The following is a 14,920-nucleotide window of genomic DNA, read 5'->3' on the forward strand; positions in this document are numbered from 1 at the left end:
TTCTCATCCATCCCGCCAAAACTGTTTCGAGACGATAGGCCAACCGGAATGCCGGAAGGAAGACATGGCAGCGCGCCAACGCATCATTCCGGTGAGACGCGAATATAATCGCTGGGTCGCCAACCAGACGCTGGAAGATTATGCGCTGCGCTTTACCGCAAAGAGCGCCCGCCATTTCTCCTCGCAGCGCATCGCCCAGACAGCGATCGGCGCCATCTCCTTCCTGGCGCTCGAGGCGATCGGCGGCGCCATCACCCTCTCCTACGGCACCACCAATGCCTTTTATGCTATTATCGTCGCTTCGATCGCTATGCTGGCGATCGGCCTGCCGATCAGCCGCTACGCCATCCGCCACGGCGTCGACATCGATCTTCTGACCCGCGGCGCCGGCTTCGGCTATATCGGCTCGACCATCACCTCGCTGATCTATGCGAGCTTCACCTTCATGCTGTTTGCGATCGAGGCCTCGATCATGTCCGGGGCGCTGGAGCTTACCCTCGGTATTCCGCTCTGGATCGGCTACATCCTCAGCGCCGTCATGGTGATCCCGCTGGTGACGCACGGCGTGCGGCTGATCAGCAAATTCCAGCTGATGACCCAACCCTTCTGGATCGTGCTGAACATCCTGCCCTTCATTTTCATCGCCTTCATGGATTGGGAAAAGTTCGATCTCTGGCGCGCCTTTGCCGGCATTCGCCATGCCTCGGGCCCGCCCGGCACCATCGCCGAATTCGATCTGGTGCAGTTCGGCGCCGCCTCCGCCGTTATCCTGGCGCTGATGTCGCAGATCGGCGAGCAGGCAGACTTCCTGCGCTTCCTGCCGCCCGACCCGCAGCGCAAATGGCGCCATCGCCTCGCCGTCTTTCTCGCCGGGCCCGGCTGGGTCATTATCGGCGCGCCGAAACTGCTGGCCGGTTCCTTCCTCGTCGTGCTGACCCTCGCCTCGGGCGTGCCACTCGATCGGGCCGCCGATCCGGCGCAGATGTATCTGACCGCTTTCGGCTATATGGTGCCCTGGCAGAATGCCGCACTACTGTTGATGGCCGCCTTCGTCGTCGTCTCGCAGCTGAAGATCAACGTGATGAATGCCTATGCCGGCTCACTCGCCTGGTCGAACTTTTTCTCGCGGCTGACCCACAGCCATCCCGGCCGCGTGATCTGGCTGGTCTTCAACGTCGCGATCGCCCTGCTTTTGATGGAACTCGGCATCTACCGGCTGCTGGAGGAGACGCTCGGCATCTTCTCGATCATCGCCATGGCCTGGCTCTGCACGATCTCCGCCGATCTCTTCATCAACAAGCCGCTTGGCCTCGCTCCGCCCGGCATCGAGTTCAAACGCGCCCATCTCTACGACATCAATCCGGTCGGCCTCGGCGCCATGACGCTGTCGGCGACGGTATCGCTGATTGCCCATTTCGGCGCCTTTGGCGCAACCGCCGCCTCGCTGGCGCCCTATATCACCCTCGTCATCGCGCTGATCGCCTCGCCGGCACTTGCCTGGGCGACGAAGGGCAAGTTCTACCTCGCCCGCAAGCCGCGCCACAGCTGGAAGAACCTGACGAGCATCACCTGCTCCATCTGCGAGCATCCCTTCGAGCCGGAGGATATGGCCTGGTGCCCGGCCTATGCCGCACCGATCTGCTCGCTCTGCTGCTCGCTCGACAGCCGCTGCCACGACATGTGCAAGCCGGCCGCCCGTTTCAACGCGCAGGTCGGCACCGTCGCCAAGGTGCTGTTGCCGGAAACCGTTCTGGGCAAGCTGACGACGCGCCTCGGCCGCTACGGCATCGCCGTCGCGTTGGCCTTAACCGCGATCGGCGCGATCCTGGCGATGATCGCCCATCAGGTCGCCGCCGCCTCACCCGAAACGGCCGAGGTCGTCAACCGCACCATCCTCATCGTCTTCTTCGTCTTCTCGGTGATTTCAGGCGTCGTCTGCTGGTTCTATGTGCTCGCTCATGACAGCCGCGTCGTCGCCGAGGAGGAATCCTCGCGCCAGAACACTCTGCTGCTCAAGGAGATCGCCGCCCACAAGAAGACCGACACCGCCTTGCAGAATGCCAAGGAAACGGCCGAGGCAGCCAACCGCGCCAAAAGCCGCTACGTCGTCGGCCTCAGCCACGAGTTGCGCACGCCATTGAATGCCGTGCTCGGCTACGCCCAGATCCTCGAGCGCGACGACACCATCCCGGCGCCGCGCCAATCCTCGATCAAGGTCATCCGCCGCAGCGCCGAGCACCTCTCCGGGCTGATCGACGGCCTACTCGATATTTCCAAGATCGAGGCCGGCCGCCTGCAGGTCTATTCCAATGAGATCAACATCCAGGATTTCCTCGACCAGATCGTCGACATGTTCCGCCCGCAGGCGCAGGCGAAGGGCGTTGCTTTCCTGCACCAGCGCGCGCCGGCCTTGCCGCAATTCGTCCGCACCGACGAAAAGCGGCTACGCCAGATCCTCGTCAACCTGCTCTCCAATGCCATCAAGTTCACCGACGAGGGCAGCGTCACCTTCGATGTCGCCTATCGCAGCCAGGTTGCGACCTTCACCGTCACCGATACCGGCCGCGGCATCGCTGAAAAGGATCTGACGCGTATCTACGAACCCTTCCAGCGCGGCGAGGCCGAAAGCGTGCGGCCAATGCCGGGCCTCGGCCTCGGCCTCACCATCACCCGGCTTCTGACCAACACGCTTGGCGGCGAGATTGCGGTTTCGAGCGTCAAGGACGAGGGATCGACCTTCCGCGTCCGCCTCATGCTGTCCGCCGTCATGCGCGCCGTGGCCGCAGCGCCGCAGGAAAAGCGCATCGTCGGATACGACGGCCCGCGCCGCACGGTGGTCGTCGTCGACGATAACGAAGACCATCGCGAGATGATGCGCGAAATCCTGGCGCCTCTCGATTTCATCGTTCTGACGGCAGCAGGCGGCGGCGAATGCCTGACGCTGATCGAGGGCATCATGCCGGATCTTTTCCTTGTCGATATCCTGATGCCCGGCATGAGCGGCTGGCAGCTGGTCTCGCGCCTGCGCGAGGCCGGCCAGACGGCGCCGATGCTGATGCTTTCGGCCAATATCGGCGATGCCGCCGTTCTGGGCGACAGCGACGACAGCCACAATGATGCGATCGGCAAGCCGGTCGACATCCGCCAGCTGCGCGACAAGCTGGCTTTGCATCTTGGCCTGAAATGGGTCTATGCCGACGCCGCGCCGGCTACTCCAGTGAAGACCGAAGCGCCGACGCTGAGCCCGGGTGCTGCCCATGTGCAGGAATTGCTGCGGCTCGGCGAGATCGGTTATATCAGAGGCATCGAAGCCAAGCTTTCGGACCTTGCCAAGGTGGAGGCAAATCAGCCATTCACCGATGAACTTCGCGCCTATGTCGCCGCCTTCGATCTCGCCGGCTTCATGACCTTCCTGCACGACTTCGACGAAAAGGTGGAATCCATTGGCTGAGCCGGCCCTCCCCCGCGACATCGTTCTGCTCGTCGACGACTCGCCCGAAGCGCTGGGCTTCCTGACCGACGCGCTCGAACAATCCGGCTTCTCCGTGCTGATCGCCACATCGGGCACTGCGGCCCTTGGCATCGTCGAGCGCATCACGCCCGATCTGATCCTGCTCGACGCCGTCATGCCCGCCATGGATGGTTTCGAGACCTGCCGCAGGCTGAAGGCGAATGCGGCGGTGGCGCAGGTGCCTGTCATCTTCATGACCGGCCTGACCGAAACCGAGCATGTCGTGCACGCGCTGGAATCCGGCGGAGTGGACTATCTCGCCAAGCCAATTAATATCGACGAATTGCGCGCCCGCATCCGTGTGCACCTGCGCAACGCCCGCTCGGCGCAGAGCGCCCGGGTCGCACTCGACGCCGCCGGCCGCCATCTGCTGGCAGTGAAAGGCGATGGCGCCATCCACTGGTCGACGCCGCAGGCGACGCGACTGGTCAATGCCGCCATGGGCAGCGATGACGGCATGGAAATCGTCGTCCGCCATATCGCGACCTGGATGCGCGACCGCGCAGCCGCCGTGCGCGACGGCATCATTTCGATCGCCCATGCTGGCCAGGCGGCACTGCAGCTCGCCTTTCTCGGCGCGATCGGCCCCGACGAATATCTCTTCCGTCTCACGGCCGCCAATCAGCGCAGCGACGACGAGATGCTGCGCCAGCGCTTTTCGCTGACCCAGCGCGAATCCGAGGTGCTGCTCTGGATCGCCAAGGGCAAGGCCAACCGCGACATCGGCGAAATACTCGGACTGTCGGCGCGCACCGTGAACAAGCACCTCGAACAGATCTACGTGAAGCTCGGCGTCGAGAACCGGGCCTCGGCCGCCGTGAAGGCGACGCATGTGCTGCACGAGATGTAGGTAATATCGGGCGGAAACCGTCGGCAGCAGATTGGCGGCGCCGCGGCGGACGGAATTTAAAACGTCCGCGAAGCAAAGAAGCCCGGTCGGAACCGGGCTTCAATCTCATCTGTCAAATGGGGAAGCTAAGCTTAGGAGCCCTGTGGAACGTAGGTGTACTTGCCGTCCGCGCCCTTCTTCCATTCGTACATGATGTAGCCAGGAATCTTCGGGTCGCCCTTTTCGTCGAACGAAATGTCGCCGAGAACCGTCGGGAACGGACCCTTTTCCTTCATGGCCGTGGCAACGGCTTCAGGATCCACCGAACCGGCAGCCTTGGCAGCACCGGCAATCGCCTGCATCGCAGCGTAGGAATAGAGCGTGTAGGCTTCCGGGTTGAAACCGGCGGCCTTGAACTTTTCGACGAGTTCCTTGTTGGCCGGGTTCAGCGTCGGGTCAGGACCGAAGGTGTTGAGCGTACCGGCAACGGCGTCGCCAGCGATCGAGGCCAGTTCGTTCGAAACGATACCGTCGCCCGAAACCAGCGTTGCCTTCAGGCCCTGGTCGGCCGCCTGGCGGATGATGAGACCGGCTTCGGTGTGCAGACCGCCCCAATAGATGATCGAGACGCCGGCTTCCTTCATCTTCGCGATGAGAGCCGAGAAGTCCTTGTCGCCGACGTTGATGCCTTCGTACATGACTTCCGTCAGACCGGCGGCATTCATCGCCTTCTTGGTTTCGTCGGCAAGACCCTGACCGTAGGGGGTCTTGTCGTGAACGACGGCGATCTTGGCGTCCTTGAAGTGATCGGCAAGATACTTGCCGGCGATGGCGCCCTGCTGGTCGTCACGGCCGCAGGTACGGAACGTGTTCCAGAGACCCCGTTCCGTGAACTTCGGGTTCGTAGCAGCCGGGGTGATTTCGAGAATGCCGTTTTCGGCATAAACTTCCGAAGCCGGGATCGAAACGCCCGAGTTGAAGTGGCCGATGACGAACTTGACGCCGTCGGCAACGAATTTGTTGGCAACCGAGATGCCTTGCTTCGGGTCGGAGACGTCGTCGCCGAGCTCGAGCTTGATCTGCTCGCCGTTGATGCCGCCAGCAGCGTTGATGTCGGCGGCCGCCTGCTCGGCGCCCTTCTGGAGCTGAGCGCCGAACGCGGCGTTCGGGCCAGTCAGCGGACCAGCGACAGCGATGAGAACGTCGGCCCATGCGTTGCCGCTGAAGGCGACCATCGCCGTCAGAGCCACTGCCGACAGAAGAGACTTCTTCATATTGTTACTCCCAATTTTTGGGCGGGTTCCGGTCCAAGGCCCAGCGCACTACCCACCATTGACTGCGCCAGGAAAGCTGTTCCACTCTGAAGGCAATTCATGCCTAGTTTCAACGGACTGTCAATGTTTGTCCTTCCACGAAAACGCGGAAGTTTTTTCGTACAGCCAGTAATAGTTGTTGACCATCTGATTGGTGCGGCGAAAGCGGAAGCCGGCGGTCGAGAAGACCAGCAGCGTCACGAAATCGATGCTGTAGTAGAGCGCGCTGAGCATCGGCCCATTGAACAGGGCGTGATGCAGGAACTGCATGGCCCAGGCGAGCAGGAAGGTGTAAACGACGGCTAGCGGATAGTTGTTCCAGCCTTCCGCCACGGCCTTGCCGGCGCGCCAGGCCGTCCAGAAGCCGATCAGCACGACGATCGCGCGGATGACAAGTCGAACACCGACATCGCTTTCGAAGAAAAGTCCCTGCATATCAAACTCTCCCTTCGAGCTAGTGTCTTCCGCCTTCGAGATAGGCGGCGCGGACTTCAGGATTGGCGAGCAGTTCCTTGCCGGAGCCGCTCATCGTCACCTTGCCGTTCACCATCACGTAAGCGCGGTGCGAAAGCCTCAGCGCAGCGAATGCGTTCTGCTCGACGAGGAACACGGTGAGACCTTCCTGTTCGTTGAGCTTGCGGATCGCCTCGAAGATGCCCTTGACGATCAGCGGCGCAAGGCCGAGCGAGGGTTCGTCGAGCAACAGCAGCTTCGGTCGCGCCATCAGCGCGCGGCCGATCGACAGCATCTGTTGTTCGCCACCCGAAAGCGTGCCGCCGCGCTGGGCGTGGCGTTCCTTCAGGCGCGGGAAGAGCGCGAAGATCTTCTCGACGTCCTCGGCGAAATATTTGAGATTGTCGAGGCCGGCGCCCATCTGGAGGTTTTCCAGAACCGTCATGCGCGGGAATATTCGGCGTCCCTCGGGCGACTGCGCGATGCGCAAGCGAGCGATTTCGTGGGTCGGCATGCGCGTGATGTCGCGGCCCTCGAAGATGACCGAGCCGGTCCGGGCCTGCGGGCTGCCGCAGATCGTCATCATCAGCGTCGACTTGCCGGCGCCGTTGGCGCCAATCAGGCTGACGATCTCGCCCTTGCTGACATGGACGTCGATGCCGGCCAGCGCACGGATATTGCCATAATAGGTTTCGACGCCATTCACCTGAAGGAGCGGTTGACCCGTCATTACTTCATCGCCCATCAGTTTGCGCCTCCTTCGAGCTGCTCGACGGTTGCGATCACCTCTTCCACTTCTTCATCCTCGACACCGAGATAGGCCGCGATGACCTTCGGATCGTTTTTGACGTGATCCGGCGTGCCATCGGAAATTTTCTGGCCGTATTCGAGCACGACGACGTGGTCGGAGATTTCCATGACCACCGACATGTCATGTTCGATGAGCAGGATAGATGTTCCGGTTTCGGCACGGATGCTCTGCAGCAGCGCATTGAGAGTTGCCGATTCCCGCGGGTTCAGGCCGGCGGCCGGTTCGTCCAGGCAAAGCAGCTCGGGACCGGTGCACATGGCGCGGGCGATCTCGAGACGCCGCTGGGCGCCGTAGGGCAGGTCGCCGGCCGGATCGTCGGCGCGGTCGATCAGATCGGCCTTCTCGAGCCAATGGCGGGCAAGCTCGATCGATGCGGCCGCCTCCCGTTTGTAGGGACCGATACCGATAAGGCCGAGGATCGTATAACCCGACGCCTTCATCAGCTTGTTGTGCTGGGCGACGAGCAGGTTTTCGAGAACCGTCAGGCCGGAGAACAGCCGGATATTCTGGAAGGTGCGCGCCACCTTGGCTTCCTTGGTGATGCGGAAATCCGGCAGACGCTCCAGCATATACTGCTTGCCGCTCTTCTGGTTGAGCGTGATCATCCCCATCGTCGGCTTGTAGAAGCCGGTGATGCAGTTGAAGACGGTGGTCTTGCCGGCGCCGTTCGGCCCGATCAGCGCGGTGATGTCGCCGCGCTTGGCTTCGAAAGAGAAGTCGTTGATGGCCATCAGGCCGCCGAACTTCATCGACAGGTGCTCGACCTTGAGCAGCGTATCGCTGGACATCGTGTTGGTAACGGGGCTCATCAACCGTGGCCCTCCTTGGTAAAGCTTCCGGATATTGCCTTGCTTTCTTTAAGAAAGGCGGTCGGCTGACGTGAGCCCACGAAACCGCGCGGCTTGAACAGCATGACGACGACCATGGCGAGGCCGAAGAGCAGCATACGGTAGAGTTCCGGCGTGAAATCGGGCCCGAAGACCGCTTTCAGGAAATCCATTTCGCGCAACGCTTCGGTACCGCCGACCATGACGATCGCAGCGATCGCAATGCCGGTCAGCGAGCCCATGCCACCGAGAACGACGATGGCAAGAACCACTGCCGATTCCAGGAAGATGAAGGATTCCGGCGAAACAAAGCCCTGGCGCGCCGCGAAGAACGAGCCTGCGAAGCCGCCGAACATGGCGCCCGTCGCAAAAGCGGTAAGCTTGGTCGTCACCGTGTTGATCCCCAGCGAACGGCAGGCGATCTCGTCTTCGCGCAGCGCTTCCCAGGCTCGCCCGATCGGCATGCGGCGCAGCCGGATGGTGACGTAGGCCGTCAGCATGCAGAGCATCAGGATGAGATAGAAGAGGAAGATCTTGTAATAGGCTGAAGACATCGGCAGATGGAAGAGCTTGGCAAAGCCGCCGGCCGTCGCATCGAAGGGGATGCCGAAGAGCGTCGCCTTCGGAATGCTCGAGATACCGAACGTCCCCTTGGTGACATCTGTCCAGTTGATGAGGACGAGACGGATGATTTCACCGAAGGCAAGCGTCACGATGGCGAGGTAGTCGCCGCGCAGGCGCAGCACCGGGAAGCCGAGGATGACGCCCCAGAGTGCGGCGAAGATGCCGGAAAGCGGCAGCAGCACCCAGAAGGACAGGCCGAAATAGCTCGAAAGCAGCGCGTAGGAATAGGCGCCGACCGCGTAGAAGGCGACATAACCGAGATCGAGCAGGCCGGCGAGGCCGACGACGATGTTCAGCCCCCAGGCGAGCATCACGTAGATCAGGATCTGGATGCCAAAATTGTCGACCCATTTCAGTGAGCCCTGAGCACCGACAAGCGCCACGATCACTATAGGATAGAGCAGCAGTGCAATCAGCGCAATTTTCAGGAAATGCCGATGGAAGAAGCTCTTGTCCGTCGAAATATCGAGATCGCCCTGGCGCGCCTTGTTGAGCTTGCGGCGGTCGATATTCGGCTTGACGAAAACGACCATCACAAAGCGGCCGATCGCGGCGACCGCGACGAAAATCGCAAGCAGCCCCCAGCGTTGGACGATGATCAGCTCGTTGTTGATGTTCTGGTCGGTCTTGAGGCCGACATAGAGAACGAACATGCCGAACGAAAGGACAGCGGCGAAAAGGGCTTCGGTAAGGCCTTTGCGGACAAGTCCGGCATCGGGCTTGCCTGCAGAATGTTCAATGTTTGCCATGACGTTATACCTTCTCGACTTCCGGCCGTCCGAGGATACCCGTCGGCTTGAAGATCAGCACGAAAGCGAGGATGGCGAAGGTCGCGACATCCTTGTACGCGATGGTGAAATAGGCCGACCACAGCGATTCGATCAGGCCGATCATCAATCCGCCGAGAACGGCGCCCGGCAATGAGCCGATGCCGCCGAGAACGGCTGCGGTAAAGGCCTTCACGCCCGGCGTGAAGCCGTCGGCGAACGAAGCGACGCCATAATACATCAGATACATCGTGCCGGCGACGGCAGCCAGCGCCGCACCCATGACGAAGGTGATGGAAATCGTCTGATCGACATTGACGCCGAGCAGCGCCGCCATCTTGCGGTCCTGCTCCGTGGCGCGCTGGGCGCGGCCAAGTGCGGTATGATTGACGATGTACCAGAAGATCGTCAACAGCACCGCCGTGATCACGATGATGATGATCTGCTTCAGCGACACCGAGATGTTGCCGAACTGATAGACCGTGCTCACCATCGGCGGGATCGGCTTGTTGCGCGGACCCTGCGTTACCTGGATGAAGTTGGACAGCGTGATCGACATGCCGATCGCCGTGATCAGCGGCGCCAGGCGGAAGGAACCGCGCAGCGGACGATATGCGACGCGCTCGATCGTCCAATTCCACAAACTCGTCATCAGCATCGCAACGACAAGCATCGCCAGCAGCAGAATTGCCACCGGGAGACCTGCGAAGATGGATGTGAGAACGAGAAAGACGATAAGAGCGGCGAAACCGCCGAGCATGAAGATATCGCCATGGGCGAAATTGATCATGCCGATAATGCCGTAAACCATCGTATAGCCAATAGCCACAAGGCCATAGATGGATCCGAGCGTCAGCCCATTGAAGAGCTGCTGGACGAAATACTCCATATGTCGTTTTCCCCTGGATGCGAACCGAACAGGCTGCATCTCTTTTTGGTTCTTCGGTTCCCCGTTTCAGAGAACCTCATAGGCCGAATGCATACCGGTTTCGGTGGAAATGTGAAGACAAAAAGGATTTACTCCGACAAATTCTTGTCAGAACAGGCCTATGTGGCGCATTTTGAACCAAAATCCACAGAAAATCGGCAAAGAACCGCCTGTTTTTAGTCAGAAACTGCCACCGAGTTAACGGTTCGGAGATGTCGTCGGCGATTTCCCTATGTCGCTTGTGGCGCAAGCTATTCCATAGGATTGGAAGATGGCGCAAATTCAGACCCCAAGCCTGCGATTTTTGCGAATAGCATTTCACGAGCACATGCCCCGTCTTCGTCTGACAACTCTGAAAACTTATGGTAGCTTCGTGGAACTGCATTAGGGGCTGCAGAGCGCGATGGAAAACACCATATCGAGTGTGTGGTGACAGGGATGGTTTGCGGACGAGCAACAGTGGGGTGCTCGGCCCGCGTGGCGAACGGCAAAAGGACAATGCTGAGGACATTTGAACGGGCGGCGCTCGAAGCCGGCAAGGCCATTATCACGGTCCTGCGCCAAGGTTTCCCGGTCGCCATGAAAGCGGATGCAAGTCCGGTCACGGTCGCGGACGAGGAGGCCGAACGCATCATCCTCGCTCATCTCGCCGGAGATTATCCCGAAATACCCGTCGTGGCCGAAGAATCGGTCGCCGCCGGAAAAGTGCCCGACATCGCCGGCCGCGGCTTCTTCCTGGTCGATCCTCTCGACGGCACGCGAGAATTCGTCGATGGACGGCAGGAATTCACCGTCAACATCGCATATATAGAGAACGGCGCCCCGGTGGCCGGCATCGTCTACGCCCCCGCACTCGGGCTTGCCTTCTCGGGCGAACGCGGCCGCGCCGAAAGGCTCGTCGTCACCGATGACTTCACCGTCGGTGCGCGCAGTGCGATCACCGTGCGCGAACAGCCGGACGACAGGCTGGCACTCGCCAGCCTTCGTCACAACAGCCCGGAGACCGGAAGCTTCCTCGCCCACCACGCCATCTCCAAATGCACCAATATCGGCTCCTCGCTGAAATTCTGTCTGCTGGCCGAAGGCAAGGCCGACGTCTATCCGCGCTTCACCCGCACGATGGAATGGGACACGGCGGCCGGCGATGCGGTGCTGCGCGCCGCCGGCGGTTCGACGGTGACGCTCGACGGAGCGCCGCTGACCTACGGCAAGACGGGCGCCGCAGCCGATTTTGACTTCGCCAACCCGAACTTCATCTCCTGGGGCGGCACGAGACGCGTCCTCGAACCGGCGTAACCACCCGCACCAATCCCTGAACTTACAGCTATGCGCGACTAGGTCCGGGCAGGCAGCCCGAGAGTGATTCGCAAACGGCCGGCCCGATTGGCTGATTCTCCGCCTGAAACCCGTTTTTCACTTTTCCGGTGCCGCTTCCCGCCTTGATTTTGTCATATTCTGACACAGTTTGGGAACGACCGCGCATCCCGGCAAAAAAAATTTCGCGGCGCGATTGGTTAAAAATACGCCTCGACGACCGACAGTCGCGTGCCGAAACAACACGCCGAACGACCCCCGAAAGCCCTCGCCAAAGGCCTAGAAACCTTGACGAAATTCCAATTATTAACGAAATATCATGAGCTTGCCTCAACTTAACGCAGATGCGAAAGATTTATTGCGATGCGATATTTCTCTGGACACCATTACACAATTGTCGCATTTTTCCGTTTTAGTAGGGTTACCAAGACCTGAGTGCAGCCCTGGTGACAGGGTAAAACCATTGATCGCCTATTGCCGCCGCGCCCCTCGAAGACAACAGAGTACGATCCTTGAGCATCACGGAACTAAACAACAGCATTTCGACTGAGTCCTTCCGGCCGAGCCGCCGCCAGCAGCCGAGCCTGAAGATCCAGACCCCTGTGATCCATAGCGATGCGCCGCAGGCGCCGTGGATGGATCTTGTCCTGAAGCGGGCGTTCGACATCGTTTCGTCGTTGAGCGCCCTCCTCGTCCTTGCCCCTTTCCTTCTGTTCGTCGCCTTGCTGATCAAGCTCGACAGCCCGGGACCGGTGCTCTTCAAGCAGACCCGCTGGGGCAAGAACTGCAAGGCCATCAAGGTCTATAAGTTCCGCTCGATGCGCACCGATCTCTGCGATGTCTCCGGTGTTGCCCAGACGGTGAAGAACGATCCGCGCATCACTCGGGTCGGCGCCATCCTGCGCCGCACGAACGTCGACGAGCTGCCGCAGCTGCTGAACGTACTGATGGGTCACATGTCGGTCGTCGGCCCCCGCTGCCATGCGATCGGCATGCGCGCCGGCGGCATGCTCTACGAAGAGCTCGTCCCGGAATACCATCAGCGCCACGCCATGCGCCCCGGCATGACGGGTCTTGCTCAGATGCGCGGCCTGCGCGGCCCGACCGATCGTCCGGCCAAGGCGCGTGCCCGCATCGTCAGCGATCTCTATTACGTCGCCAACTTCTCGATCGTGATGGATATCCGCATCATCGCCGGTACCGTCGTGTCGGAACTGACCCGCGGAAAAGGCTTCTAAGATTTGTGAGAAGGGACCGGATGCCTCAGGGCAACCGGTACCCGAGTGCTCTGCCGGCCGCCTCCTGCGGCTCAGCGCATCGAGCCAGCGCATCGCGCGCTTTGGACAATTCCCAACCCATATGCGACGAGACCGAGAATAATCGCGATCTCATTACCGCCTTGCGCGCCGCATGCGATTTCACGCCGTGCGCCATCGCCTGCGTCCCTGCGGGCACAAACACCCGTCGGAGAAGACGAAGGTGTATTGTTTCAGATCAGCGTCGTGGGAGCGCGCTGACGAAAAATTCTTCAGCGCATGCACCTGAAAAGCCGGGTAAAGCGGCGGTTTATTTTGCCGCTGCCGCCCGCAAAGATGCCTCACTGAAGACCCGCCCGATCGTCCGCTTCCTCACGGTCATCAATCGGCTGGAACAACATTAAATCGGCGGCCCCGGAAAAGCCGAGGCTTTCCGGCAAGCTGCCGATGAACCGCCTTCAAGGGAAGCCGGGAGCAAATAAAATCGAAGCCGGCAAACTTTGCGCTCTCGCCGGGCCGTTCCTTGCCGCCTTCGACGCGATCCCGGAGCGATGGGGCCGCGAAGGCAAAAAATCCAGTATCATCAATGCAATCGCCGCGCGCATGTTCGGATTTTTTCATCCTCATGCGACGTATAGTCCGCTTCCTGAGGACCTCGCTGCCGGCAGCGAGAGGCTCCATGCCGAAGCATCGGCAGACGTGGCTTTTGCCCCACATCCCAGGGACACCAAGCATCAAAAGCACGAGCCGGCTCTGATCCAGCGGGAAGAACGGAGATGTCTGGCGCTCATCTCTATGCCAAGCACCACAAAGCTCATCCTGGGAAATCAGCCATATATACTCCGCGAGGAGCCTCATTGCAGAGGGCCGCAAGTTGACGGGGTATCAGATGGCCGTCTCAGAGCGCCGGTCCCGTGGGGCATCTAAATTTGTTATCAAAGTCTTACGATGAGCTTAGGCAATTTTTAAATGTGGCAGGCTAGAGTGGCGTCCGTGGTCTTGCGTTGTGTAGAGAGTCCAATGACCGAAATGATACGTCCCCGAGTGAAATATGTCATCGGCCCCGATGGCAGCCCCCTGACGATCGCGGATCTTCCGCCGCCCAATACGCGGCGTTGGGTGATCCGGCGGAAGGCAGAGGTTGTCGCGGCTGTCCGCGGTGGCCTGTTGAGCTTGGAAGAGGCCTGCGAGCGTTACACGCTCACGGTCGAAGAGTTCCTCTCCTGGCAATCGTCGATCAACAGCCACGGTCTCGCCGGCCTGCGCACGACGCGCATCCAGCAATATCGTCACTGATCGCACGCCATAATCGAGATTTATTTCGGGCCGGACGCATCTCCCGTAAGGGAATGAAGAAGGCCCGAAATCATTGACGAGGCCGCGTAGCACCAGAGACCCGGCTGCGTGAAGGCATCCGCCAGCCCCGTTGTCTTCGCCGCCGCAATGACGATCGCGACCAGCAGCACGTCCATCATTGACCACTTGGACAGATGCGGCACGACGCGACGATAAAATAGGCTGCCGGCCCCGCCGCCGGCACCCGCCGCTTCCGCGGAGATCCCAACCATCTTCAGAAACGGAAGCACGATCGAGACCAATGCGACGATCGCCGCCAGCAGCCCATCCCCGCCCTGCCAGAGCGAGACGACGATTTCGATGAGCGACGGGGTCTGATCGAAGAAATACAGCGTCTCGAATCGCACCAGCGGCAGGATGAGGCCGAGCGCCAGCAGGAATGGCGCGGCAACGAGCAGAACGGGGCGGATCATCGAAAGCGCGCTCATAGACCCGAACCTCGCGCCGACCCGACAGTTTTCATGAACACTCCGTCTCCTCCAGCAATGGCCTCGCCGGCTTGGCACGATCGCGTCGCCGTGTCACCGTCGACTGCGACAATATCTCCATCTGGCTACGAGGAAAGACAATGGACATTCGAAACGAGGAAGGCCCCTCCGGCGGCCGTTATGCGGCCGCGGTCGAAGGACACGAAGCCGAGATGACTTATTCGCGCACATCGTCGACACTCGTCATCATCGACCACACGGCCGTTCCCGATGCGCTGCGCGGCAAGGGCGTCGGCCAGGCATTGGCGCTCTATGCAGTGGAAGCGGCCCGCGCCGGCGGCTGGAAAATCATCCCGCTGTGCCCCTTCTTCAAGGCGCAGGCACAGCGCCATCCGGAATGGCGGGATGTGGTGAATTGATTCCGGCCTGATGCGGCGGCTCTAGGCAGACGGCACGCCAGACGGCGAAAACACCAAAAGCCATGTATGACGGACAGCGCGCCC

At 60.7% G+C, this 14,920-nt stretch carries 15 protein-coding genes; 8 read left to right on the forward strand and 7 right to left on the reverse strand.

The window, feature by feature from the left end:
* Positions 1-64 precede the first annotated feature (64 nt).
* Together AMK05_RS17455 and AMK05_RS17460 are read left to right on the forward strand one after the other, a co-directional pair.
* Complete coding sequence (locus AMK05_RS17455) at positions 65-3,451, forward strand: hybrid sensor histidine kinase/response regulator (RefSeq protein WP_064840416.1); 3,387 nt, start codon at positions 65-67, stop codon at positions 3,449-3,451.
* A complete protein-coding gene (locus tag AMK05_RS17460; RefSeq protein WP_064840417.1) occupies positions 3,444-4,361 on the forward strand; it encodes a response regulator transcription factor in 918 nt (305 codons plus the stop codon). The genes AMK05_RS17455 and AMK05_RS17460 overlap by 8 nt, the downstream gene beginning before the upstream one ends.
* Before the next feature lie 131 nt (positions 4,362-4,492).
* Here the strand turns inward: AMK05_RS17460 and AMK05_RS17465 are convergent, their stop codons facing one another.
* From AMK05_RS17465 to AMK05_RS17490, 6 genes are all read right to left on the reverse strand, one after another.
* Positions 4,493-5,614 carry a branched-chain amino acid ABC transporter substrate-binding protein gene (locus AMK05_RS17465; protein ID WP_064840418.1) on the reverse strand — a complete coding sequence of 374 codons (1,122 nt, stop codon included), beginning with the start codon at positions 5,612-5,614 and terminating at the stop codon, positions 4,493-4,495.
* 120 nt (positions 5,615-5,734) lie between these two features.
* The gene (locus AMK05_RS17470) at positions 5,735-6,088 is read right to left on the reverse strand and encodes a DUF6867 family protein (RefSeq protein WP_064840419.1); all 354 of its coding nucleotides are present in this window, start codon (positions 6,086-6,088) and stop codon (positions 5,735-5,737) included.
* A gap of 19 nt (positions 6,089-6,107) precedes the next feature.
* Positions 6,108-6,851 (reverse strand): ABC transporter ATP-binding protein, encoded by a 744-nt coding sequence (locus AMK05_RS17475; protein ID WP_171899801.1) that lies wholly within the window; start codon positions 6,849-6,851, stop codon positions 6,108-6,110.
* Positions 6,851-7,726, reverse strand: coding sequence for an ABC transporter ATP-binding protein (locus AMK05_RS17480; protein ID WP_064840420.1), 876 nt, complete (start codon positions 7,724-7,726; stop codon positions 6,851-6,853). The genes AMK05_RS17475 and AMK05_RS17480 overlap by 1 nt, the downstream gene beginning before the upstream one ends.
* Positions 7,726-9,117, reverse strand: a complete 1,392-nt coding sequence (gene livM, locus AMK05_RS17485; RefSeq protein ID WP_064840421.1) for a high-affinity branched-chain amino acid ABC transporter permease LivM — start codon at positions 9,115-9,117, stop codon at positions 7,726-7,728. The genes AMK05_RS17480 and livM overlap by 1 nt, the downstream gene beginning before the upstream one ends.
* 4 nt (positions 9,118-9,121) lie before the next feature.
* A complete protein-coding gene (locus tag AMK05_RS17490; RefSeq protein ID WP_064840422.1) occupies positions 9,122-10,024 on the reverse strand; it encodes a branched-chain amino acid ABC transporter permease in 903 nt (300 codons plus the stop codon).
* Positions 10,025-10,561: 537 nt separating this feature from the next.
* Between AMK05_RS17490 and cysQ the strand changes: the two genes are divergently transcribed.
* The 5 genes from cysQ to sciP all read left to right on the forward strand — a co-directional run bounded on the left by cysQ (position 10,562) and on the right by sciP (position 13,929).
* Positions 10,562-11,359, forward strand: coding sequence for a 3'(2'),5'-bisphosphate nucleotidase CysQ (cysQ, locus tag AMK05_RS17495; protein WP_064840423.1), 798 nt, complete (start codon positions 10,562-10,564; stop codon positions 11,357-11,359).
* A gap of 530 nt (positions 11,360-11,889) precedes the next feature.
* Positions 11,890-12,615: a sugar transferase gene (locus AMK05_RS17500; RefSeq protein WP_064840424.1), complete on the forward strand. Its 726-nt coding sequence runs from the start codon at positions 11,890-11,892 to the stop codon at positions 12,613-12,615.
* A gap of 20 nt (positions 12,616-12,635) precedes the next feature.
* A complete protein-coding gene (locus AMK05_RS34650; RefSeq protein WP_145924768.1) occupies positions 12,636-13,037 on the forward strand; it encodes a hypothetical protein in 402 nt (133 codons plus the stop codon).
* A gap of 43 nt (positions 13,038-13,080) precedes the next feature.
* On the forward strand, positions 13,081-13,560 hold the full coding sequence (locus tag AMK05_RS17505) for a hypothetical protein (RefSeq protein ID WP_064840425.1): 480 nt from the start codon (positions 13,081-13,083) through the stop codon (positions 13,558-13,560).
* A 93-nt stretch (positions 13,561-13,653) separates the two neighbouring features.
* Positions 13,654-13,929: a CtrA inhibitor SciP gene (sciP, locus tag AMK05_RS17510; protein WP_007533628.1), complete on the forward strand. Its 276-nt coding sequence runs from the start codon at positions 13,654-13,656 to the stop codon at positions 13,927-13,929.
* A 20-nt stretch (positions 13,930-13,949) separates the two neighbouring features.
* Here sciP and AMK05_RS17515 read toward each other — a convergent pair whose 3' ends face one another.
* Positions 13,950-14,417, reverse strand: a complete 468-nt coding sequence (locus tag AMK05_RS17515; protein ID WP_064840426.1) for a paraquat-inducible protein A — start codon at positions 14,415-14,417, stop codon at positions 13,950-13,952.
* 140 nt (positions 14,418-14,557) lie between these two features.
* Between AMK05_RS17515 and AMK05_RS17520 the strand changes: the two genes are divergently transcribed.
* Complete coding sequence (locus tag AMK05_RS17520; RefSeq protein WP_064840427.1) at positions 14,558-14,836, forward strand: GNAT family N-acetyltransferase; 279 nt, start codon at positions 14,558-14,560, stop codon at positions 14,834-14,836.
* Positions 14,837-14,920: the final 84 nt, after the last annotated feature.

Source organism: Rhizobium sp. N324, assembly GCF_001664485.1.
In the GTDB taxonomy this organism is placed as follows: Bacteria; Pseudomonadota; Alphaproteobacteria; order Rhizobiales; family Rhizobiaceae; genus Rhizobium.